The sequence below is a fragment of the Paraburkholderia sp. FW306-02-B genome, from assembly GCF_058782725.1.
This window is the reverse complement of sequence record NZ_JBYSXZ010000001.1, coordinates 2,254,719-2,278,641: the sequence shown is the minus strand read 5'-3', so window position 1 is coordinate 2,278,641 and position 23,923 is coordinate 2,254,719. Positions and strand designations below refer to the sequence as shown.

Below are 23,923 nucleotides of genomic sequence, written 5' to 3'. Positions count from 1 at the left end.
TTTCTCAGGGAGATTCAGATGATGTAGGCGCCTGCGCTGACTCGCCCTCTTGCCCTGCGACGCTGTGCTTTCGATTTCGCAGGCATTTGATCCTCCACTGCGGGCTAAACGATCAGCTATCGACCCGCTGACAGGTCTGCCGCGGATAGCCGACTGGCGATGACCCGACGAAAAAATGACGGCATCGTGTGGTGCGCTTCCGGCTCCGATCACCACGAGTGCGCAACTTGTGTACCCGAGGCTTGATTATTTCTATCGGCTATTGGAATGACCTATGCTTGTTTTTTGGGGCAACAAGCTGGCACGACCGACACCGTTGAGCGATTCACATTGATGCTGGCGGCCACATGTCATCCCGGGTCCGGTACACCCGATAACGTTACCGATGCCGGCACGCTCGGGGCCTTCGCATCTGTTAGCCCAGTCGCAGCGCCCGCAGCGGTAGCATGTCGGATGCCGCCACAGGAGACGCGATGAAGCGCCGTCATTTGCTGAAGTCATCGGCTTTCTTCACGGTCGCCGCCGCAACCGGCACGCTCTTGACGTGCCGATCCGCGCTGCCTGCGAACGCGTCCTCGCCCAAGGGCAGGTATCTGTTCCCGCAGGGCGTCGCGAGCGGCGACCCCCGGGATACGTCGGTCGTCTTCTGGACACGCTGCATCGCCGCGAAGGGCAGCGCGAAAAGAATATCGGTGCGGCTCGAGATGGCCACGCAGCCGGATTTCTCAACCACCGTCGCAAGCGTGCAGCTGCGCGCGTTGGACAGCTTCGACTTCACGGTGCGGGCAAAAGTCACGGGCTTGCTGCCAAAGACACGGTACTACTACCGATTCGTCGCCGGCCGGGACGTCAGCAGCACCGGTGCGACCCTCACTGCGCCCAGCCCGACCGAAGCGAATACCCGGGTACGGTTCGCATGGTTCACCTGCCAGGACTGGAGCGTCAATCACTGGCAAGCCATGGTCCTGATGGCGGCCGAGACCGATCTCGATTTCGTCGTACACGTCGGTGACTATATCTATGAGACTGTCGGCGCCCCGACGCACGACGCGGCAGAAGCGTCGCATCCACCGCTGAAATTACCCGACGGTCAACCGCTGCCGGGCGGAGGCTTTTACGCGGACACGCTCGACGACTACCGCACGCTCTATCGAACCTACCATACCGACCCGCGGCTGCAGGCCGTGCATCGCCAGTTCCCGATGATCGCGATCTGGGATGATCACGAATTCTCGGACGATTGCTGGCAGGATCATCAGGCGTACACGAACGAAGCAAAACAGGAAACGCAACGTCGGCGCCACGCCAGCCAGGCCTGGGCCGAATACATGCCGGTCGACTGGAGCGATGTCGCGTTCACGCCCGGGAATGAATCGTACGAAAACATCCGTATCTATCGCACGTTCACGTTCGGCTCGCTGATGGAACTGGTGATGACCGACGAACGGCTCTATCGCGACGGGCCCGTCGTCAGCGCGCGGGCGATCGCCGAAGCGCGCGGACACGACCCGGTGCGGGGCGACGACGCGGCCGGTTCGCGATACTTCGTCAGGCAGGACGTGCTGGAGCGCTCCGAAGCGCTCGATGCCGGCCAACTCGGCCGCATGCCGTCGATGCTCGGCACGACGCAAACGCAATGGTGGAAAGACACACTGAGGGCGTCCCGTGCGATGTGGAAGGTGTGGGGCAACGAGGTCATGCTGAATCGTCTGTGGGCGACCTTTCCGGCACCGGACGCGAAACAGAAAGAGCGGTTCGTCATCAACTGCGATTCGTGGGACGGCTATCCGGCCCACAAACGTGACCTGCTCACGTGGCTGCGGCAGGAGTCGTCCACAACGTCGTCGCGATCACCGGCGATCTGCATGCATTTCAGTGCGGCGTGGTGCGCGATGTGCCGGACCCCGCAACCGGCACGCCGGTGATCGTCGATTTCGTGTGCGCGGGTATCAGCAGCACGTCTTTCTATACCTACGCGAAGGCTGCGTGGAGTGGGACGCCGTTTGCGCCGCTTGTCGCCACGCCTGCCGCCTTTAATGCTTTCCTGAAGACGAACAACCCGGATCTTCGTTATGCCGATCACGACGCGCAAGGCTACGCGTCGGCCACGGTCACTCGGGAGGGCTTCTCGGTGGTGTTCAGCAAGGTCAAACGCGTGAACAGCGACGGGACGGCGCCGGCCGATCCGCTCGCCGGGCGCATTCTGCTCACCGTGCCGTGGGATTCGACCGACGTGCGGGTCGGATAGCCGCGGGCGTGACAGGGGGAACCCCATCCGTGATCACGACGATTCCGGAAGAATCAGGATGTCGGCCCGGCCATTTCGTTGCGCCACGGGTCATGGGGCACCTGTCATCGGAGGCGCGCGACCGCAAGGTCGCGTTCCGGACTGGACAGCGGGCAATATGAACGCAACAAACAGCTAATGGCCGATTCTCAAGCGGAATACGCCACGACTTCTGTATCTGCCATTGATTCAAGCCCCGCACGACTGGTTGAACATAGCGCCCGTGGCTGTATGGATTTTGCGGAGTTCATGTTCGTATTTCATGCTCACCAGTTTCATTTCTTCCTCGAGCGCAGGCGCCGACTGATTCATCATCGATAGCGCCAGGGTCGTCCGACCGCAATTTGTGCCCATGTCGATTCCTGTGCGGGTGTCAATCACTTATCGCGCGCGCCCGGTCATTTCGATTTTTCCCCGTCGCCCGGCAGCAGTCCGAGAAAGGTCCACAACCTCTGCCCATCGGCATCCCCTGAAGTCAGTTCCCGTAACAACACCGGTAACGGCTTGCGCCCCCACTCCAGCGCTCGCTGGATCAGGTACGGCACGGGGCTATGCGGTTCGTAGCGCGCGAGGTATTCCGCGATCACCCCCAATTGCCGGTACGCATCCTCCCTGCTGTGTGGCGCCCCTGAGGCTGCCGGCACTGGTGCTTGCGCGGGCGCCCCGGCCACTGCGGCAGCATCGCCTGCCGGCAAGGCGGGCGGCGGATCGGAATTCGGATGCATAGCCAGACACTCCGTCAACACAAGTCCTGCATGGGTCATCGTTTCCATCAGCAACGCGAAGCTGGGCGCCTCGCTGCCCAGGCGCGGCGTACACCACGCGTCCAGTTGCTCGATCAGCGGACGCGCCGTAGCAAGCGCGTCACGCTCGAGCCGCAGGAATGCGGGCGAAGCCGCGCCGGCCGCTTCCTTTAGCCCAGCCGCCGTACGCGCCGCCGCTTCCCGCCTGGCAGCCGGCACGTCTTGCCGCGCCGTGGCCGCGAGCGTCGCACGCTGTGCGCTTTGCCATTGCGCGAGCGTTCCGCGCAAACCGTCGCGTCCTTCGAAGAGTTCGATCTGCGCCGACAGCAGATCCGCATACGCACCGGCGAGCCAGCCAAGCGGCGCCGCCCGAAAACCCAGATCGCCGTCTCGCGGCAACGGATGCAGGTCGTCCCAGTAACGCTCGCACAAGCCCACCATCAGTTGCATACATTGGGGCAATGCAGGCACCCCGTAACGGTTCAGCCACGCCTCGCCGAGCCACGCAGCGATCGTCAGATCCTTGCTGCGGTTCGACAGCGCACGGCGGCACCCCGCCTCCACCGCCGGCCAGTCGGCAACCTTCAGGGTGGTCTGCCAGATGCCGGCCGGCACACTCGGATCGTCCGCACGGCGCGCCGTACGAATTGCGTCGTACTCCGGATCGTGGATCAGCGACACGCCACATGGCTGGTCGCCAGGCAGCGGCTGCAGCAGCGTGTCTATTTCGAGTTCAGGCATCATCCGTGATCCGCCTGCGCATTGCCATCCGTTGGATAAATCACCGTCGTGGTCACGCCTCTGCCGTCAAAGCCGGGCGCCGCGAACGGCAGATCCGGAATCGCCTGCGGCGTCTTCGCCGCGCCCCCGAAGCCCACGCGCAGATACATCCTCGCGGTCTGGATCATGCCGTTACGATCGCGCACGGGCACCGTGAACAACAGCCGTGGCGGCAGGCCTGCGCTCGTGAGACCGGCGTCCTCCGGCATCAGATGCAAACGCACGAGCCGCAGCAAAGCCCACGTGTCGGAGGCGCTCCAGGTCGCTGACCCGTGCTCGCCCGACAGCGTCGGTTGCGCGGTGTCGAACATCGGTTGCCACCGCGCATCCTTCGCCCAGCGCAGGCTGAGCGAGACCGGCTGCCCCGGCCTCCAGCGCGCCGCCGGCTCGCCGGAGGCGGGATAAGTGAGCGTATCGCCGCCGCTCGCGAGCTTCCATTCGATGACCTGGTCGGCCCCCACCTCGTCGGCGCGATCGACACGCCATTCGACGTTCAGCTCCACGCCTTGCAACGTGCCGTCGGCGCCACGTGCGAGCAAGGTGTCGAGCCAGGGCTTGGCGCGCGCCAGTTGAGCGACGAAAGCCTCGGCGCCGTCCGCGCGCCCTCGCCCGGCCGCGGCCTCCGCCGCGAGTCCCGCCTGCGCCTGTGGCAACTGGTTGTCGAGCAGCGCGACGAACGCCGCGGTCTGCCGCAGGTCGGCGCCCGGCGCGCTGGCGTCGGACGCAAAGGGAAAACGCCCAGCCAGATAGCGCGCGAAAAAGCTGCGGATCTGCTCGTATGCCCGCATGCCGGTGTCCATCTGCAATCTGAAGCACTGCTCACGGGCTGACGATACGAGACGCGCGCCGGCGCTCGCGACAATATCGCCGGCCGGCGGCACGCTGACCTGCTCGAGCGACGCGCTGCAATTGCCGAGGTCCAGCTTGTCAAGTGGGTCGGCGATGATCGTCTGCACAGCGATCATTGCGCTCGCCGGGCTCTTCGCCCGGTACTGCGCGAGGTCGGCTGACAAGGCCTTCCAGCGGCTCACCAGCCGGGCATCGGCCGGTTCGAGCGGCGGTTTCTGCGCGTTCAGCCAGTCGAGCGCGCCGGCGGGGCCGTCCGCCAGCTCGGCAATCGCCGCTGCCTGGGCCGCGAGATAAGCTTGCAGCGCTTGCCGCGAGGGGGCGCCAAACGCACGCATCGAACCTCCCGGGTGACCGTCCCAACCCGAAAAATCCCCCCGCACCGGGCGAAACGGCGCCAGTTCCTGCAACTGCGCATCGGCCGCCCGCAGCACGACCAGCGCAGCGTCGCTCACGCGCAGTGCGACGCTCGTCGCGAGATCGTCGCGACCTAACGAATCGAAGGCGGCGATCAGATCCAGCGCGCTTTTATGCAGCGCGTCGAATTGGGTCGCCGCGGCCGCGACCGAGCTGCCGGCTTGCTGCGCCGCCAGTTGCGCGGGCGTCGACAGCGCGGCGAGCATGCTCCTCACCGCATCGTTGCCGGCGGCCGCCAGCAGTGCGGCGCGATACGCGTCAGGCGCTTGCGCGAGCGGCCCCGCAACGTATTGCCGGTAGGCAGGCAAGACCGCGAGCGCGCGTTGCACGGTGCCGACATCGACGCTGCGGATCACCGTGTCGGTGTTTCCATCTGTGGCTGCAAACGGCTGGGTCAGCAGCGTGCGCAAGGCCTCGAGCAATGGCCGCAGGTCGGCGGACAGTTGCAGCCCGCTGGCAGGCGTGGCGCTCAGCACGCCCGGCAGATTGCCGTTTGCCAGCCAGCGCGCGGCGAACGCGGCCTGGGCCTCCTGCTCGTGCGCGAGCACCGCCTGCACCGGCGCCGCGCCGATCAGTTGCAGACGCCGCGCGGTATCGAATGTAGCCGTCAAACCCGGCACCAGCTCCTTGCCGCGCGCGCTCGCCCAACCGTGATCCGCCAAGTCGACCTGCACCGCTAAAGCATCGATACCGTTGGCAAGCGCGGACAGTGCCGCGTCCGCGGGCGCGGCGCCCGGCGCGCGCAATTGCGTCAGCGACGTCTGGACCTGGGCCGCGTTTGCCGTCAGCGCGGAGTCCGCATAAACCTCGTCGAACCACGTATCGAACGACTGCTCAAAGCACACGCTCATGCGTTGCCGCGCACTCGCGGCCTGCGCGCCGTCGAGCGGCAGCGTGCCGCCATCGACGGCGGTTGCGCGCAGCGCTGCGTCGAGTTGTGTGCGATCCGCGACATGGTCCGGCGCGAGCTGCACGCCGGCGGCTTCGCGCATCAGTTGGGTAAGCATGGCGAGATTGCCGCTGCCGGCCTGCACCAGTTCGTTGTACTGTCCAATCCAGTGCTCGGTTTGCGCAGTGTCGTTGACGAGTTGCGTCCCGGCGGCGAACGCCGGCAAGTCTTGCGGTCGCGTGGCCGCCTGCTGCGCCGCATCCGTCTCGGCGGCCGGGCCCGACCCGCACGAGGATTGCGTGAGCCGCGTCACCAGCCGGTCATGCAGCGGTTCGAAGACGAGTCCGCGTAAAACGTGCCGCTGCGCGTCGGCGAGCTGACCTTCCAGGAACAGGTACGAAAGCGGCATGAATGGCGAGCTCAGTTGCCAGCGTGGCACCTTGAACAACGCGTCCCTGGCGCTGTGCAGCGCGCTCGCGGCGGCCGCCTCGCCGCGATCCGATTCGCGATAGGTGGTTCGCGCAAGCGTGAGCGAATCGTACACGGCGCTCAGGGCGCGCGCGTCGCTACGCAGATGCCACCACGAGAGCGCCATCCCCGCACACCAGCATACGGCCAGTGCCGCGGCGCACACGGTCGCCACGCGGTGCCAACGGGTACGCAGGGCCAGCACGCGCGGCATCGGCAGCGCGAGCCCCTGGCCGCTCAGCAGCACGTCGTGCCAGAGCCGCCCGGCGAAAATCGGCGCGCTGGCGCGCAAGGCCGGCGCGGCGGCCGTTTCTTGCGCAGGCAGCCGCTCGGGCACGTCTCCGATACAGTAGACGCCGCGCAACAGCGGCGCCGTGCCGTCCGCCGCGCCGCGCAGCACCAGATCCACGCGTTCGCGTAACGGCATGCGCAACCGGTCGAGGCGCTGGGGCAACAGAAACAGCGCGTCTCCAACGCCGCCGTTCAGCGTGCCGAGTTCGACGATGGCTTCCGTCAGCGCCGCACGCATCGAAGCGAACGCTTCGTCAAGCCACACTTCTTCATAAGCGCGCCGCGGCGCATAGGGCGACGCCCAACCCAGTGTGACGCCGCTCGCCGCGCCTTGCAGGCCGTCCGCGAGATCGTCGAAACCCGGTAGCGCATCGCAATCGCTGATGACGATATAAAGCGGCAGCATCAGGCCGAATTGCCGCTGCAACGCGATGACTTTGCGCGACGACTCTAGCGCCGCCGCGCTCATCTCGCGCGGCTCGCCATCCTCCGTGACCAGCGTGTCGGCCGCGATGACCCACACGATCGCATCGAGCGGACGCCCGGCCCGGTTGCGCAGCAAGGCGCGCAGCAGGCGGCGCCACGCGCCCAGCCGGCGATCCGCCGCGGGTACGGCGAGCACGTCGTGCGGCTCGGCGATCAGCAGCCCTTCTGCGTCGTTCCAGACGCGCCCAAACCACGCCGCCTCGCCCACGGGCGTCAAGCGCCAACCGCGGCAGAGCGCATCGATGGCGGCCGGCGCGCCGGTCGCGAGAATGCGCGGGACCGAATAGGGATCGCGAACGCTCATGCGCGCGTGAGCCGCGCGCACTGTTGCTGCGAAACTGCGCAACGGCCGCTCGTCCTGGCGCGCACGCCACAGGCGCAGCGCGACGGCAATCACGAGCCCTAGCAGCAGCAGCGCGATGAGGCCCAGCAGGATCGTGATCAACGTCACGGCCGGCTCCCCCCCGTATTCGCGGCGGTGCGCAAGATACCGGCAGTCGTATCCACCGCTGGCACCGCTGGCACCGCCGGCAGCGTATTGCCTTGCGGCAGCGCCGAGGCGCCTGTCACACCTGGCTGCGCGCGCGGTTTGACCGGCACCCGCACGACCGCACCGGAAACACTCCTGCTGTTCGCGGGGGCGGGCATCGCGTCAGCCAGCGCGATGGCCTGAAACTGCGCCACCGACGGTTGCACACCGACCGTCGCGACGGACCATAGCAGATGCGACAGGCCGAGCAGCACACACACACCGATGCCGAGCAGCACGGCGAAACGCGCATGGTCCGGAAACATTTTGGTTAGCGAAACAGTGCGGCGCGGTGCGAGCGCCACGCGTTCAAACGGCGCAGCCAGATGGGCCGGTTCCGCATCGCGTAGCATGGCGAACGCAAACAGCGCATGGCGCAGCTGGTCGTGCCGCAGCGCGCCCGCCTCGCCACGCAGCCGGCCCCTGAAGCCAAGGATCAAACACGCCAGGTAGACATTGGCCAGATCGCGTTGCGACGCGTCGCGCTGCGTAAGCAGCGCTTCGATCGCATCGGGCAATCGTTCGCCCGCCGCGCGCGTGCCGAACACCCGTACTTCGAGCGGTTTTGCCTCCCATGCAGCGTGGCCCGGCCAGTCGGAGAACAGCAGCAGTTCGTCGAGCAGCGCGACGAACGCATACTGCGCCGCTGCAATATCGGCCTCGCCGGCGGCGCCCGTCCACGCCATCGCTTCGCGCGCCAACCGGCGAGTCACCGAAGCCAGTTGCCCCGCCACCTTATCGGCCACGTTCTCGGCTTGCGCAAGCACCTCGAGCGGGGCTTCGGCAGCGCGGCTCAGCGCGTCGCGCGTTTGCATCGCGCGCCGGAACGCGTCAACGAACGCGCGCGTGAGCGGTGCGCGTTCGTCGCCGGAGAAGGTCGCGTAGTCACTCATTGGCGCCGCGCCCCGCTTTGCCGGATGGATCGTTCGCCTCGCCGGCCGGTGTGAAGAGCTGCACCGCCCACGGCGCGGCGCCGCGCACACCCGCACCGACGTCGATATGCAGCGGCTGCGCCGCATCGAACCAGGTATTGTCGAGCGCGATCACAAACATCGCGGTATCGTCGCCGGCGCTGTACGCGGCCCGCTCGTCGCGCGACAGCCGCCGCCGCGCAAGCCCGCGCATCCGTTGCCGCGACAGCGTCGGCAAATGCGCGCGTGAAGCAATCGCCGTTTGCTCCAGCCAGGCACTTGCGTCGTGCTCGGTGGCATCGCCCGGCATGCGCAGACCGATCACCAGTTCGCCGGGTGCGGCCGCGCCTGCATCCGCCGGCGGATCGATCCAGAACCCGCCCGCTTCGGCGGTGAACTGGCGCACCCGATAGCCCTGGCGCACCGTCGAAAGCCCCGCGTCGATCCACTCGAGCAGCGGGTCAAACGACGCCAGCAACTCCGCATAGTCGAATGGTGCGAAAGTGGGCACGCCACGGGTCGGCCGCAGGCTCGCGAGGCCTCCCGCCATGCCGGCGAGGATGCGGTAAAGATCGAGGGGATGAACCGCGCGCGAATGCAGCGCGGCCTCGATTTCCGGCAAGCGCATCCACAATGCCGCCAGTTGCCGCTCGATCTGCCCGGCGTCGTCGCGCTCGCCGGCGCGGCGCGCCGTATCGAGGCGGCCGGAGAGGAATACGCACTTCTCCCGGGCGCGCATCGCGATGCGCATGATACGCTGACCCAGCGGCGATTCCGGCCCGACGAACGGACAAGGCGGCACGTACTCGGTGAGCGCGACGCCACCGCCCTGCTGCCTCAGCTGCATCAACGGCAACCGTTCGTATTCCTGATTGCCAAGATCGGTCATCAGGTGCAGCCTCGGCCGCCATGTCGTGATCGCGGCCGGTTCGGTGCCGGTCGTGAGATCGGGCACACCCTGACTTTGATGTTGCTGGTAGCGGGCGCCGCGCTGATCGATCTGGCCGCCTCGGTAGAGCGGCGGCACAGCCAGATACACGGTGACGATCTGTTCCGGTGAGCTGAACGCCTGGCGCACGTCGATCTGCAGCACGGGATCGTCGGCCGCGTGGCGGATCGTCAGGCCGTCAGGCAGGATCGCATCGAGCCGGGTGATGCGCACAAGCCCTTCGGCGAGCCCCGCTTCTTCCTGCTCGAGCGTCAGCACGCCCCAGTAGTGCGGCCGCGCTGCGCCGGCCAGCAGCGCCGCGTGTCCGGCCGCGTGCAAGGCCTGGGTCTGAAAATGCTGCGGCAGCAACGGCATGCCTTCGAACCAGCAAATCGTATCGGGAAACAGATTGCGCATGATAGTAGGCCACTAGCCCTTTTGTTGCCGCATGCCGGAACGGCGCGGATCCGCGCGGACGCCGCCGCTTGCCCGCTGTCGGGGCGCCGTCGCATCGCGGCCATCAAGGTCGTCGAAGTTCATGGTTCGCTCTAGCGGGCGATCAACTGAAGATCCTGGTCGCCCAGTTCGAGCAGTGGCTTCGACGGACCGCCGTCGAGCCGCAAGCGGTGGGCGCCGGCCGTCTGGTAGGCGGCGAACACCAGTACGCCGGCCGCGCGCTGCCCCTCGAAGGCAAACGTGGAGTCGGAAATCTGCTGGCCAGGAACGAGCTCGTAGGAGACGACGCTCAGATCTTTCGGATAGTCGCGCCGCAACTGCTCGCGCTGCGCAAACCATTTGGCGGACGGCAAACCGAGCAGCATATCGAGCAATTGAGGATTGCGTACCAATACGGTGTCGACCGCAATCGGCGTATCGAGGTTCGCCTGCGCCGCCACCTCGATCGCCAGCGATTCGACCTTGACGCGCGGCAGCGACGCTGAGCAACCCGCGACGCACAGCATGGCCACGAGCGCCATTGACCACCGCCGAGGCGATCGGCTGCGCCGGTCAGCAGTGAGTCGCGAAGCATTGTTCACGTCGATATCCCCTTTCACTTCCTGCCGGTCTGCGCCGGCCGGCACCGCCGCCATGATTCGCATGGACTCCTGGTGCAGCCGTCCTCGTATGTTTTGTCGTGTGCCGGGCATCTCCCAGTTTCCCCGCACGCCCTCGCGCATCACGCCCTGCGGCGAGCGTAGTCTACAAGTATCGCTTTGTACACCGCAATTGCCGCTTCGTTGGGTCGTGACTCTGCCATGAAATTGTCACTACGGGTGAGTTCTGCTCCCGCGCGAGGCTTCGACGCAAAACGTTAAATTTTTGTTTGAATTTCGCTGCAGACTATCGTAGAGTATTTTTGTCTGAGCAAACTGTCGCGAGCGGAATTTCTTTCGGATTCCTGTCGGCGTAGCTTTCCGGGGTTGGGTGCGCCATGCGCTGTCGAAGGGTTGATGACCGTTCGATAGTGTCTTGCGCACTATCTTCTGTTGCAGTCACGCAGTGCGGCGCGATCACGATTTCGATTGCCCGAGTGCTTGCGCTCGTCTTCGCACAGGCCCTCACGCAGCTTGATATCGGAAGCGGGATTTGTCGCGCTAGAAAGAAAAAAGCGGAGCATGCTCCGCGCTATTAGCGTTACAAGAACCAAAACCGAGAGGTGACCATGGCCGACAGTACCCAGCACTGGTTCGAAAGGAACCGCCCACCGCGTGTCCAGATTACGTACGACGTCGAAACCGGCAACGCAATCGAGAAAAAAGAGCTGCCGCTGGTCGTCGGCATCCTCGCCGATCTTTCGGGTCAGCCCGAAGCGCCGCTAGCCAAGCTGTCGGAACGCCGCTTCGTCGACATCGATCGAGACAATTTCAACGACGTGATGAGCTCAATCGGGCCGCGCGTCGCCCTGCAGGTCGACAATACGCTGGCTGGCGACGGCAGCAAACTGAACCTCGCGCTCAAGTTCCAGCATATCGACGACTTCGATCCGGTGCAGATCGTTCAGCAGATCGCGCCGCTCAAGCAACTCTACGATGCGCGGCTGCGCCTGCGCGACCTGCTCACCAAGCTCGACGGCAACGACGAGCTCGACAAGCTGCTGCAGGACGTGGTGCACAACACGCAGGGGCTGACCGAAATCAAGTCCGCTCATCCGCACGACGGCGTCGTCGCGCAACTGCCCGCGCCGGCGGATGCGACTGATCCCACCGGCGACGCGCCCACAAGCGCCTGAGCCCAGCCCGCCCCAAGGAGACGCTGATGTCGGATACTCAAGCCGCGGCTGCGCCCGCGCAAACCGAAACGCTTACGCTGCTCGACCGGATCGTTCACGACGGCCGCATGGCCCACGACGACGAGCAGCAGCAGCACGCCCGCGAACTGCTCGCCGAGTTCGCGCTGCAGGTGCTCGACAAGAACATGACGGTCAGCCGAGATACCGTCGCGATGATCAACGATCACATCCGCAAGATCGACGAGCTGATCAGCGAGCAGCTCAATCAGGTTCTGCACGACGCGGATATGCAGGCGCTCGAAGCGTCGTGGCGCGGTATCCATTACCTCGTGAAGAACAGCGAGACCGGCACGCGCCTGAAGCTGCGCTTGCTGAACGTATCGAAGAAGGACCTGCAGAACGACCTTGAAAAGGCCATCGACGTCGACACCAGCGCGCTCTTCAAGAAGGTCTACGAAGAGGAATACGGCACCTTTGGCGGCCACCCCTTCAGCGTGCTGATCGGCGACTACTATTTCAGCCGCCAGACACCCGACATCAGCCTGCTCGAGAAGATCGCCTCGGTCGCGGCCGCGGCCCACGCACCCTTCATCTCGGCTGCGCATCCGCAGCTGTTCGACATGGGCAGCTTCACCGAACTCAGCGTGCCGCGCGATCTGTCGAAGGTGTTCGAGACGATCGACATGCACCGCTGGCGTGAATTCCGCAGGAGCGAAGACTCGCGCTACGTGGCGCTGGTCCTGCCGCACGTGCTGATGCGCCGTCCGTATCATCCGGACAGCAATCCGGTGGAAGGCATGAGTTTTGTCGAAGACGTCGACGGCACCCAGCATTCAAAGTACCTGTGGGGCAACGCGGCCTATGCATTGGGGCAGCGCATCGCCAACGCCTTCGCGCAATACAGCTGGTGCGCCGCGATCCGCGGCGTGGAAGGCGGCGGCGCGGTCGAGAAACTGCCGGACCATATCTTCCAGACGGCCTCCGGCGACAAGGCGATGAAATGCCCGACCGAGATCGCGATTACGGACCGGCGCGAAAAGGAGCTGGATTCGCTCGGCTTCATCGCGCTGTGCCACAAGAAGAGCGAGGGACTGGCGGTGTTCTTCGGCGGCCAGACCGCCAACAGGCCCGCGGCCTACAACACCAATGAAGCTACCGCTAACGCGCGCATTTCGGCCATGCTGCCCTATGTGCTCGCCGCGTCGCGTTTCGCGCATTACATCAAGGTGATCATGCGCGACAAGGTGGGCAGCTTCATGACGCGCGACAACGTGCGTTCCTACCTGAACACCTGGATCGCCGACTACGTGCTGCTCAACGACAATGCGCCGCAGGAAATCAAGGCGCAGTATCCGCTGCGCGAGGCGCGCGTCGACGTGACGGAGGTCGCCGGCAAGCCCGGCGCATACAAGGCGACGGTGTTCCTGCGGCCGCACTTCCAGCTCGAGGAGCTAACCGCTTCGATCAGACTGGTCGCATCGCTGCCGCCGCCTGCCGCGGCCTGATTCTCTCCGGCCCTGCGGCACCCCTCTGCCATCCGCGCGGCGCGGCCATCCCGGCACGCGCCGCTTCTACACGTTTCAGGAGCGCTCAGTCATGGATTCGATCATTCTCGATCTCGGCGACGACATCAAAGGCGAATGCACCATTGAAGGCTATACCGACAAGATCGAAGTGATGTCATACAGTCACAACGTGGCGATGCAGGTCACCAACGACGTCAGCAACTCGGAGCGCACCTCGGGCAAGCCGCATATCGGCGAGTTCACCGTCACGAAGTACGTCGACGTCGCTACGCCGACGCTGAACGAATACTGCTGCGGCGGCAAGGCGTTGGCGACCGCGACGGTGATCGTCGGCCGCAATGCCGCTGAAAGCGACGGCAAGATCATGCCGTTCATCACCTACACGCTCAACAACGTCGTGCTGAGCAACGTCAGCGTGTCGGGCGGCGCCGGCGGCAAACCGGTCGAAACGCTGTCGCTGAACTTCACGAAGATCAAGTGGGAACTGACAGCGCAGAAGGACGACGGCTCGAAGGAAGGCACCGCCGCCTCGACCTGGGATCTCGCCGCCAACAAGCTTGTCAAGGGAAGCTAGGCCTCTGACGCATCGACCCGCCTACCGCCCGCCCCTGCCGCCTGCGAGGCATCATGCCGCCCGCTGACGCCCCCGCCGCGCCGACGCCGCTCTTTGAGCGGCTCGAGGACGACGCCCCGTTCGCGCCCGCCGAAACGCCCGCGCGACGCACGCTCACGCCCGCCGGGCTGCGCGCTTCGGTGCGCGCCGAACTGATACGGCTGCTCAACACACGGCGCGGGCGCACGGATGCACGCCGGCCGCTCGATGTGCTCGATTACGGCCTGCCGGACTGGAGCGCAAGCGACGCCGCGCGCGCCGCGGACCGCAGCGGGCTCGAGCGCGCGGTCGTCGAGGCAATCGTGGCATTCGAACCGCGCCTCAAGCAACCACGCGCCCAGCTCGAACCGGAGCCGGACGCGCCCTGGCGGCTGCGGCTGCGCATCATGGGAACCCTTGACGCCGGCGCCGGCCCCTGGCCGGTCGCCTTCGTCGCACAACTCGCCGACGGCCAGCCGGTCGGAGTGGTCGATGAACGAATCGCTTGACGATCTGCTGCTCGATTACTATCAGCGCGAACTGACCTACTTGCGGCGCGCGAGTGAGAGCTTCGCGCAACGCTATCCGAAAATTGCCCGCCGCCTTGAACTAGGGCCAGGCGAAAGCGCCGATCCGCATGTCGAACGCCTGATCGAAAGTTTTGCTGTCCTGACTGCGCGCATCCAGCGCACCCTTGACGACGAATACTCGGAGCTGACCGACGGTCTGCTCGAGCAGTTCTACCCATATGCAGCACGGCCGTTGCCATCGATGACGATCGTGCAGCTCGAAGCGGACCCGACGCAAGGCAGCGTCGCCGCGGGTTACGCGGTGCCACGCAATACGCCGCTGGTTCACGTGACGCCCGACGGCACAGCGGTGCGCTGGCGCACCTCGGCTGACGTGACGCTCTGGCCGATCGCGCTCGAAGCGGCCCAGATGCTCAACGCCGAAGAAGCGCAGACAGCCACCGCCGACCCGAGCCTGCAAGCGGCGCTTCGCCTATCGCTGCGCTGCACCGGTCTGCATCGGTTCGGCGGGTTGCCGGTCAAGCGCTTGCGGGTGCGGCTCGCGGGCTCGCCCGTCAGCGCCGCGACCCTTTACGATCTGCTGTGCGCACATGGCGCGAGCGTCTACCTCCAGACGCCCGGCGCCCCTGCGCAAGCGCTCGCCGGCAAGCCCGAACCCGTTGGCTTCGGCGACGACGAAGCGCTGCTGCCGCTCGAGGATGGCATGCACCCGGCGTGTCGCTTGCTGGTCGAGTATTTCGCCTTCCCCGAGAAGTTTGCGTTCTTCGATCTGCCGTTCGAACCGCCCGCGGACGCCGGCGACCGCCTCGACCTGTTGATTGGACTCGGCGCGGCGCCGAGCGGGCGTCTCACGCTCCACGCGCATGATTTCGCGCTCGGTTGCACGCCGGCGTTGAATCTGTTCGCGCGCACCTCGGAACCCTTGCGCCCCGACGGCACCCAGCGCGAGCTGCGCGTGAGCCCCGACGCGCACCGCGAAGCCAGCACCGAAATCTATGCGGTGCGCAAGGTGCGCTCGGTGAGCGGCCGCGAGGTCGTCGAAGTGCCGCCCTACTACGGCGTGCAGCACGGCAGCGGCTCGACGCTCTACTGGCATGCCCGGCGCGTGACGGGCATGCATCCGTCGCGGCCCGGCAGCGACATGATGCTGACCTTCGTCGATGCCTGCTTCGATCCCGCGAGCCCGCCCGCGCGAACGCTCACCGCCGAACTGCTCTGCACCAACCGGCATCTGGCGCACACGCTCGAACCCGGCACGCTGCTGTCGTTCGAGCAGCCGGGCCCGGTGGCCGGCGTGCGGATCGCGCATCGTCCGACCCGGCAAAGTTTCGCCGCGCTCGACGGCAGTTCGCGCTGGCGCCTCGCTTCCCAGTTCGTGCTCAATCACACGTCACTGGTCGCGGGGCCGCAGGCCCTGCAGTCCTTGCGTGAGATGCTGGAACTGCACAACCTCGGGGCGAGCCCCGGCGCGCACCGGCAGATCGCCGGGCTCAAGAGCGTGAGCAGCGAGGCGATCGTCGGGCAGGTCGGCTCGGACTTGTGGCGCGGCTGGCAAAACGGCCTGAAAGTCCGTATCGAACTCGACCACACGCATTTCGTCGGCGCCAGTACGGTCATGTTCTCCGGGGTGCTGGCGAACTTCTTCTCGCTGTACGCGAGTGTCAATCGTTTCGTGCATACCGCACTGATGCGCGACGGCAGGGAGATTCACGCATGGCGGCCACTCCAGGGCAGCCCGCTCGTTCTGTAGCGCAGCGGCTGTTCGACGAACCGTATGCCTTCGAATTCGCGCAGGCGGCGCGGCTGCTCGAACTGCTGCGGCCCGGCTCGGTGCCGCTCGGCACGGGCCTCGACCCGCGCGCCGAAGCGCTCGCGCTGGCCGGCGCGCTCGCGCCGGTGTTCGCGCCGAGCGCGCTTGGCGCGTTGCGGCGCGCGCCGCCGCGCGCGCTCTCCGCCGAGGCGGACACTGCGGACGACACAGCGCCTCAGCCCGAACTGGAAGTCAACGCGTTCGGCCTGGGCGGCCCTGAAGGGCCGTTGCCGGGCGCATATCAGGAATGGCTGCAAGACCGCTTGCGACAGAAGGATACGTCCGCTGTCGCGTTCCTCAACCTGTTTCAGCACCGGCTGCTTGCGCTGCTCTACCGGGCGCAGCGCAAGTACCGCGTCGCCGATCCGTTTCTCGCTCCCGCACAGAGTCCCGCGCAGACCATCCTGCGCGGCTTGACCGGTCTGCCGCTGCCGAAGCGCGGCGGCGCGGTGCCGGCGGGCGGCCTCGACGCCTCGGCGATACTCGCGCGCGCGGGGCTGATGGCCAACCGGCGCCGCTCGCTGGCCGGTTTCGACGTGATCGCCCAGCACCATTTCGGCGTGCCGGTGCGCTCGACGCCGTTCGCAGGCGGCTGGCGCACGCTGGCCGAAGAGAGCCACACCCGCATCGGCCGGCGCGGTGTCAACCACCACCTCGGACAAGGCGCGGTGGTCGGCACGCGGATCTGGGACGAGCATCGCGGCATTCGCATCGCGATCGGCCCCCTGCCGCTCGAGACCTACGAATCGTTTCTTCCCGGCGGCCGCTGTCATGCGGATCTGCATGCGCTCGCGGCGGCTTACTTCGGCGCCGACCTCTACCATCACCTCGACCTGCATCTCGCCGCCGGCCAGCAGCCCAAGGCGCAGCTGTCGAGGCAAGCGCCGCCGCGGCTCGGCTGGACCGCATGGGTCGGCGCCAGCGACACGCCGCCCGCGCGCACCGCCCATATGCGCCTTGGCGAGCTGCGCCCCGGCAAGCGCAGCGGAGCCGCCGGATGAGCCTCGACCTGAAGACGCTGGTCGGCACACTCGAACGCTCCACGCGCGGCGCACTCGAACGGGCCGCGCAGCGCTGCCTGCAACTGACCCATTTCGAGGTGGAGATAGAGCACCTCCTGCTCGAACTGATCGACATCGAGGGCGGCGACCTCGCCTGCGTGCTGCCCCACTTCGCGCTGGAACGCGACGCGCTGATCGCCGAGATCAACCGCGCGCTCGAACAGTTCAAGCGCGGCAATACCCGCACGCCGTCGTTCTCGAGGAATCTCATGCTGCTGCTGCAAGATGCCCTCGTCCTGTCCACCGTGGTGCTGCAGGAGCCGCTGGTGAGTTCGGGAACCCTGCTGCTTGCGCTGCTCGAGAGCGATGCGATGTGCGCGCAGTTGTCCGCCAGCGTGCCGTCGATCCTGCGCGTGTCGCGCGCCGCGCTGCGGATGAACCTGAAAGCGTGGCTCGCGCCGTCGAGTGAGCGCGGCGCGGCGGCCACGGGCCCGCTCGCGGGCGGCCTGAGCGGCCTGGGCAGTTCAAGCCGCTCGAGCGGCGCTGGCCCTGCAGTATCGACTCTCGATCAATACACGCTGGATCTGACCGCCGAAGCGCGGGCTGGACGCATCGATCCGATCGTCGGGCGCAACGGGGAGATTCGCCAGACCGTCGATATTCTGTTGCGGCGCAGGCAAAACAATCCGATCCTGGTCGGCGCGCCAGGCGTGGGCAAAACCGCGGTCGTCGAAGGGCTTGCGCTGCGGATTGCCGCGGGCGAGGTGCCGCCGCCTCTCGCGGCCGTGGCGCTGCGCGTACTCGACCTCGCGTTGCTGCAGGCGGGCGCGAGCGTCAAGGGCGAGTTCGAGCAACGCCTGAAAAGTGTGATCGACGAGGTCAAGCGCTCGGCGCAGCCAGTCATTCTCTTCATCGACGAGGCCCATACGATGATCGGCGCCGGCGGCGCCGAGGGGCAAAGCGATGTCGCCAACCTGTTGAAGCCGGCGCTTGCGCGCGGCGAGCTGCGCACGATAGCGGCTACCACGTGGCTTGAATACAAGAAGTACTTCGAAAAGGATCCCGCGCTGGCGCGGCGCTTCCAGTTGGTGCAGGTCGAAGAGCCCGACGAGCAGACCGCGGTCGCGATGCTGCGCGGCGTCGCCGCCAAACTCGAGGAGCATCATGACGTCGCCGTGCTCGAGGCGGCGATCGTCGACGCCGTAAAGCTGTCGCATCGTTATATCTCCGGCCGCCAGTTGCCCGACAAGGCAATTGCCGTGCTCGATACCGCCTGTGCCCGGGTCGCGCTGGCGCAACACGACACGCCGCCGCAACTGGAAGCCGCACGGCATCGCGAACGCGCGCTGCATGACGAACTGGCGCGCCTCAAGCGCGAAATGGTGCTGGGCGCGAACCATGCGGCGCGGCTCGCCGCGCTCGACGCCGAGCATAAACGCAACGCTGCCCTCGCCCGCGAGCTGGAGGCGCGCTGGCACGACGAGTCCGCCGCGGTCCGCGAAATCCTCAGCACCCGGGCACGACTCGCCACGCTTGATCAGGCGCTGCGTGCAGCGCCGCAGAGTCCGCTCGGCGAAGAGCTCGACGACCTGAGCGCCGAACTGGCCCGGCTCGAAAGCGGGCTTGAAGCGATCCGCGACGACGACCCGATGGTGCCGGTCTGCGTCGACTCCAAGGCCGTTGCCGCAGTGATCGCCAGTTGGACCGGGATTCCGGTCGGCAAGATGCTGGCCGACGAAATGCACGCGGTGCGCACGCTCAAGGCGCGGCTCGCACAGCGCATCATCGGCCAGGACGCGGCGCTCGACCGCATCGCCAAACGCATCCAGGCCTATCGCGCCGGTCTCACCGATCCGTTGAAACCGGTCGGCGTGTTCCTGCTGGTGGGGCCGACCGGGGTCGGCAAGACCGAGACAGCCTACGCGCTCGCCGATGCGCTGTATGGCGGCGAGCGCAATCTGATCACGGTGAACCTGTCCGAGTACCAGGAAGCGCACACCGTGTCGCAACTGAAGGGCGCGCCGCCCGGTTACGTCGGCTACGGGATGGGCGGCATGCTGACGGAGGCCGTACGCCGCCGGCCGTACAGCGTGGTGCTCCTCGACGAGATCGAGAAGGCGCATCCCGATGTGCTGGAGGCGTTCTACAACGTCTTCGACAAGGGCACCATGGAAGACGGCACCGGCCTGAGCGTCGATTTTCGCAACACGGTCATTCTGGCGACCAGCAATGTCGGCGCCGAACTGCTGCTGCACACGCCGGCCGACCTGCTCGCCACCGACGCCTTCACGCGCAGGCTGCGCGACGTGCTGCTGGAGGCGTTCCGCCCGGCGTTCCTGGCGCGTATGACCGCAGTGCCTTACCGCCCGCTCGACGACACGGTGCTGCGCGGGATCATCGAAAGGAAACTGGAGGAACTGAGAACCCGATACCACGCGTTCACCGGCAAGCAGTTCGATTTCGACACGGGTATTGTCGACGCGGTGCTCGCGCGCTGCCGTTCGGCCGGCGCGCGCGAAATCGACAACGTGTTGATGAACGAACTGGTCGGCACGCTCGCGCAGTGGGCGCTCGAGTGACGACGCGGCCATGGCGCACCCGGCCTCAGCGGCGTGTGCACCCGCCGCGCGCGGCAGCCCGCCGTCCATCTGGATGTGAAGATGCCGGGCGGCGTGTACGCCCTTCTCGCTGAAACAACCCGCTTCACTCACCTGTAATTACATGCCCCGTCCCATCCCGACCGACGACACCACTCGCCTCGCGATCGCCGGCGCGCCGTTCGATGCGCTCTTCCCCGTCCAGCTCACCGGCCGCGAAGCCATTGGGGCTATCTCCGAATTGAGCGTTCGCGCCACCGGCGCCACGCCGCCCGTCGCGCTCTCCGGGCTGACCGGCCAGCACGCCACGCTCTCGCTCAAGTGGGGCGACACCCCACGCCTCATCGATGCCGTCTGTACGCGCGCGGCGCAATTGCCGTCGACCGTCGACGGCAGCCATTACGCGCTCGAATTGCGCTCGTGGCTATGGCTGCTGACGCTGGCATCGAACAACCGGATCTTCCAGGGCAAGACCACGCAGCAGATCGCCGAGGGCGTCTTCAACGGCCACGGCGCGACTGACTTCTCGTTTTCATTGACAGGCACTTACGAGGCACGCGAATACTGCGTGCAATATGCGGAGACCGACTTCGCCTTCGTCAGCCGGCTGTGCGAAGAGGAAGGCTGGTTCTACTTCTTCCAGCACGAGAGCGGCAAACACACACTCGTCGTGGCAGACCATGCCGATGCCTTCGTTACGCTTCCTGGTGCGGCGACGCTGGAGTACACAGCCGGTCGCGCCGGTGAGCGTGAAACCGGCCAGATCCTCTATTGCGAACTGGTTGAACAGAGCGTGACCGGTGTATTTGCCAGTTCCGACTACGCGTATCTGACGCCCGCGTCGCAACTTTTTTCGCAGGCCGAGGCCGCCTCCGATGCCCCCAAGGTCTACGAATACCCAGGCCGCTATCAGACGAGCGCGGCCGCAGCGTCGATCACCAAACGCCGCATCGACGAATTGCGCAGCGGCGCACGCCGGCTCATCGGCGAAAGCGATTGCCGCGCGCTGCTGCCGGGGTACAAGTTCACGCTGTCCGGCCACGAATCGAATGACGCGAACGTCGAGTGGGTGGTGGCGAGCGTGGTCCATGACGCGAGCCACGATACCTACCGCAACCGCTTCGAGGCCTTCCCCGCGGCCACCGAATACCGGCCGGCGCGCGCGACGCCTCGCCCCGTGATGCCGACCCAGACGGCAACCGTCGTCGGCAAGGCAGGCGAGGAGCTCTGGACCGATCAGTACGGACGCGTCAAGGTGCAGTTCCATTGGGATCGGGACGGCAAGAGCGACGAGAACAGTTCGTGCTGGGTCCGTGTCGCGCAACCGTGGGCCAGCAAACGCTTCGGCATGCAATTCATGCCGCGCATCGGCGACGAGGTCGTGATCACCTTCGTCGATGCCGATCCGGATCGCCCGCTCATCACGGGCAGCGTCTATAACGGCGCGAACCAGCCGCCCTATACGCTGCCCGACAACCAGACGCAGTCCGGCATCAAGACGAGCAGCTCGAAGGGCAACGCCGGCTTCAACGAACTGCGCTTCGAAGACAAGCAGGATAACGAAGAAGTGTTCATGCAGGCGCAAAAGGACCTGAACGTGAACGTGCTGAACGACGCGGCCTGGTCCGTCGGCCATGACGAAACGCGCACCATCCAGCACGCGCGCACGCATACGGTGAAAGAAGGCGACGACACGCTGGTGCTGGAAAGCGGCAATCGCAGCGCGACGGTGAAGACCGGCAACGAAACCGTCGACGTCGCCGGAACCCGCACGGTCAAGGCGGGCGGCGACGAAACGCGCAGCGTCGGCGGCAACCTTGCGCACACCGTGAGCGGGAACTTCACGCTGAGCGTCGACGGCAATCTGACGATCAAGGTCGGCGGCACCCTCACGCTGCAAAGCACCGGCGACCTCAGCACGAGGACCGACGGCTCGATGAGCCATCAGGCTGCCCTGTCTCTGACCAATCATGCAGGCTCGTCGTTGACGAACAAGTCAGACGGCACGCTATCGAACGAGGCACAAAGCGTCTCGAACAAGGGTTCGCTCGAACAGACCGTTGACGGCGGCGGCCTGCTGACCGTCAAAGGCGGCATCGTGAAGATCAACTGAGCCGCACATGAACAGCCCTCAAGACATGAGCGTGACGCGCGGCTCCGCTATCGAAGGCACGCTGGTGGACGGGGTGCTGCACGGCGTTGCGCGCATCTACGCGGACGGCGTGCTGATCGCAACGCTGCGCTACGTGCATGGCCGGCTCGGCGGCCCGGCGACCTTGCTCTATCCCGATGGCACGCCGTCCGCGCAACTCAACTACACAGACGACAAGCTCGATGGTAAAGCGGTGTATTACGCGCAGGACGGCTCGGTGCAGCGAGAAGCACACTATCTGCGCGGTGCGCTGAGCGGAGACAGTAACACCTACCTGCCGGACGGCACCTTGCTCGAACACGCGAGATACCGGCAGGGCAAGCCGCACGGCCTCGTCGAGCGCTTTCACAGTAACGGCCAACTCGCCGAGCGGCAGTTGTATGGCGCTGGCAAGCCGCTCGAGCCGGCCGAGCGTTATGCACGCGATGGCCGGCCGCTCGATGCCGACGGCCGGCCTCTGTCGCGCTGGCGCCGCTGGTGGCGCATGCTGCCCGGTACCTCGCCCGCGCCGCAATGAGCACTCAGGGCACCAGCGTGCTGGTTTGCCCGGGCTGCGCCACCGTGATGACGCCACCCCACGCGCAAATCAGCGTGCCTTGCGCGTCGAGCGCGGGTGCCGGGCCGATCAGTACCGTCGGCGCGCCGCCCGGAATCCACGGCGCGGGGGTGACCGGCACGCACGGCATCGGCGTAAACACGCCGAGCGCCGCCGCGGTCGCGGCAATCACCGTGGGGTTCGCCGTGCTCTGGCACATCGCGAATGGCGTGACATTGACGATCGGAATGGAATCGAGCAGCGTGGCTGCCGGCACGCCGCCGACCAGCGCGCGATTGGCCGGCAACACGTTCAGCACGCCGGGGCCACCCCCGAACGAGCATTGCAGCGTGGCGCCCGCGCATACCTGTAAATTTGCCATAAACCCTCGTTGACGCAGGATCGCCGTCATGCTTTGCTCGGTGGCTCCTTGACACCTTTCAGGACGGTTTGCGCGCCACGACAGTCGGAAACATGCGGGCGCGATCGTCAACGAACGTGATGTCCGTGAAGCCGGCGAGCGCGAGTTGTTCGCGAGTTTGCGTATGCGTGCGGAATGCACTCCACTTCGCTTCGATCACCCGCACGAACAGCACATGCTGAAGCGCGAGCGAGGCCGGCGACACCGCACTCATGTCCCATGGCGATTCGGCCGACAGCGCGGGTGGCGGTGTCAGGAAGCTCGTGACAAGCTGGCCGCCGGGTTTGAGCGCATCGAAGAACTTACGATATAGCGTGATCACGCGTTCGTCGTCGGGCTCGTAGATATTGAGGCCGTTGCTCGTCAGTACGTCCGCCTCGGCATTCAGATCCATCGCCCATGCGTCAGCATGGCGCAACGACAGCCGCTGCGCGAGATCACGATCGGTAGCCAGTGCAAGTGCGCCGTCCAGCGCGCTTTGATCGAGATCGACGCCAAGCAGTGTGATGTCGGAACAGCCGGTGTAATCGAGCAGCAGTAAGTCGCCCATCAACCCGCACGGCACCGACGCAAGCACGAAGCCCGGCTTGAGCATCGCCTGCACTTCGCGACGGAATATGCCGAAGCGCTCGCGCGTGGCAAGTACGGCCGGCAGCTTTTCGAAGATTAGATATTCGAGCTCGGGCACCGCGCCACGCGGCAGGGTGGCTGGCTCGTAGGTCACGAGACGGTGCGTCCAGTACGCATCGAGCCCCCGATTGGTGAGCAGGAATCGGCCGAGTTCGAACGTGGATAACTGATCGACGAGGGCGAGTTGCTGCTCGAGCGTCGCGCCAGGCATATCTCCCCCGGCGCGTAGCCGCGCTTTGCTTGCCTCAATAATGTGTTCGTGCGAGCGATCAGAACGGTTATCGTGAGAAATTAGTCGATCGGAGTCATTCATCAGGAATGTCG

16 protein-coding genes and 1 pseudogene are annotated in these 23,923 nt (G+C 66.1%); 10 read left to right on the top strand and 7 right to left on the bottom strand.

Annotated features, from left to right (window positions below):
- Positions 1-446 precede the first annotated feature (446 nt).
- A pseudogene (locus tag AC3WOG_RS10030) lies at positions 447-2,248 on the top strand (alkaline phosphatase D family protein).
- Positions 2,249-2,685: 437 nt separating this feature from the next.
- Here AC3WOG_RS10030 and tssA read toward each other — a convergent pair.
- The 5 genes from tssA to AC3WOG_RS10005 all read right to left on the bottom strand — a co-directional run bounded on the left by tssA (position 2,686) and on the right by AC3WOG_RS10005 (position 10,753).
- On the bottom strand, positions 2,686-3,774 hold the full coding sequence (gene tssA / locus AC3WOG_RS10025) for a type VI secretion system protein TssA (protein ID WP_492577836.1): 1,089 nt from the start codon (positions 3,772-3,774) through the stop codon (positions 2,686-2,688).
- Positions 3,771-7,658 (bottom strand): type VI secretion protein IcmF/TssM N-terminal domain-containing protein, encoded by a 3,888-nt coding sequence (locus tag AC3WOG_RS10020; protein ID WP_492577835.1) that lies wholly within the window; start codon positions 7,656-7,658, stop codon positions 3,771-3,773. The genes tssA and AC3WOG_RS10020 overlap by 4 nt, the downstream gene beginning before the upstream one ends.
- Entirely contained in the window at positions 7,655-8,629 is a 975-nt protein-coding gene (locus tag AC3WOG_RS10015) for a DotU family type IV/VI secretion system protein (RefSeq protein WP_492577834.1), read from the bottom strand. The genes AC3WOG_RS10020 and AC3WOG_RS10015 overlap by 4 nt, the downstream gene beginning before the upstream one ends.
- Positions 8,622-9,992 carry a type VI secretion system baseplate subunit TssK gene (gene tssK / locus AC3WOG_RS10010; protein ID WP_492577833.1) on the bottom strand — a complete coding sequence of 457 codons (1,371 nt, stop codon included), beginning with the start codon at positions 9,990-9,992 and terminating at the stop codon, positions 8,622-8,624. The genes AC3WOG_RS10015 and tssK overlap by 8 nt, the downstream gene beginning before the upstream one ends.
- A 131-nt stretch (positions 9,993-10,123) precedes the next feature.
- On the bottom strand, positions 10,124-10,753 hold the full coding sequence (locus AC3WOG_RS10005; protein WP_492577832.1) for a hypothetical protein: 630 nt from the start codon (positions 10,751-10,753) through the stop codon (positions 10,124-10,126).
- Positions 10,754-11,238: 485 nt separating this feature from the next.
- Here AC3WOG_RS10005 and tssB point away from each other — a divergent pair, with 485 nt between their 5' ends.
- The 9 genes from tssB (at position 11,239) to AC3WOG_RS09960 (ending at position 22,530) form a co-directional block, all read left to right on the top strand.
- Entirely contained in the window at positions 11,239-11,805 is a 567-nt protein-coding gene (tssB, locus tag AC3WOG_RS10000) for a type VI secretion system contractile sheath small subunit (protein ID WP_492577831.1), read from the top strand.
- A gap of 26 nt (positions 11,806-11,831) precedes the next feature.
- Entirely contained in the window at positions 11,832-13,310 is a 1,479-nt protein-coding gene (gene tssC, locus AC3WOG_RS09995) for a type VI secretion system contractile sheath large subunit (RefSeq protein ID WP_492577830.1), read from the top strand.
- A gap of 91 nt (positions 13,311-13,401) precedes the next feature.
- Positions 13,402-13,905 carry an Hcp family type VI secretion system effector gene (locus tag AC3WOG_RS09990; RefSeq protein ID WP_492577829.1) on the top strand — a complete coding sequence of 168 codons (504 nt, stop codon included), beginning with the start codon at positions 13,402-13,404 and terminating at the stop codon, positions 13,903-13,905.
- A gap of 53 nt (positions 13,906-13,958) precedes the next feature.
- Positions 13,959-14,432 carry a type VI secretion system baseplate subunit TssE gene (gene tssE, locus AC3WOG_RS09985; protein WP_492577828.1) on the top strand — a complete coding sequence of 158 codons (474 nt, stop codon included), beginning with the start codon at positions 13,959-13,961 and terminating at the stop codon, positions 14,430-14,432.
- Positions 14,416-16,203, top strand: coding sequence for a type VI secretion system baseplate subunit TssF (tssF, locus tag AC3WOG_RS09980; protein ID WP_492577827.1), 1,788 nt, complete (start codon positions 14,416-14,418; stop codon positions 16,201-16,203). The genes tssE and tssF overlap by 17 nt, the downstream gene beginning before the upstream one ends.
- Positions 16,167-17,264, top strand: coding sequence for a type VI secretion system baseplate subunit TssG (gene tssG, locus AC3WOG_RS09975; protein WP_492577826.1), 1,098 nt, complete (start codon positions 16,167-16,169; stop codon positions 17,262-17,264). Before tssF ends, tssG begins: the two co-directional genes overlap by 37 nt.
- A complete protein-coding gene (tssH, locus tag AC3WOG_RS09970) occupies positions 17,261-19,843 on the top strand; it encodes a type VI secretion system ATPase TssH (protein ID WP_492577825.1) in 2,583 nt (860 codons plus the stop codon). The genes tssG and tssH overlap by 4 nt, the downstream gene beginning before the upstream one ends.
- Positions 19,844-19,985: 142 nt before the next feature.
- A complete protein-coding gene (locus AC3WOG_RS09965; protein ID WP_492577824.1) occupies positions 19,986-21,974 on the top strand; it encodes a type VI secretion system Vgr family protein in 1,989 nt (662 codons plus the stop codon).
- A gap of 7 nt (positions 21,975-21,981) precedes the next feature.
- The gene (locus AC3WOG_RS09960) at positions 21,982-22,530 is read left to right on the top strand and encodes a toxin-antitoxin system YwqK family antitoxin (protein ID WP_492577823.1); all 549 of its coding nucleotides are present in this window, start codon (positions 21,982-21,984) and stop codon (positions 22,528-22,530) included.
- Between the two features lie 4 nt (positions 22,531-22,534).
- Here AC3WOG_RS09960 and AC3WOG_RS09955 read toward each other — a convergent pair whose 3' ends face one another.
- Together AC3WOG_RS09955 and AC3WOG_RS09950 are read right to left on the bottom strand one after the other, a co-directional pair.
- Positions 22,535-22,930 (bottom strand): DUF4280 domain-containing protein, encoded by a 396-nt coding sequence (locus tag AC3WOG_RS09955; protein WP_492577822.1) that lies wholly within the window; start codon positions 22,928-22,930, stop codon positions 22,535-22,537.
- 58 nt (positions 22,931-22,988) lie between these two features.
- Positions 22,989-23,912 carry an SAM-dependent methyltransferase gene (locus AC3WOG_RS09950; protein ID WP_492577821.1) on the bottom strand — a complete coding sequence of 308 codons (924 nt, stop codon included), beginning with the start codon at positions 23,910-23,912 and terminating at the stop codon, positions 22,989-22,991.
- Positions 23,913-23,923: the final 11 nt, after the last annotated feature.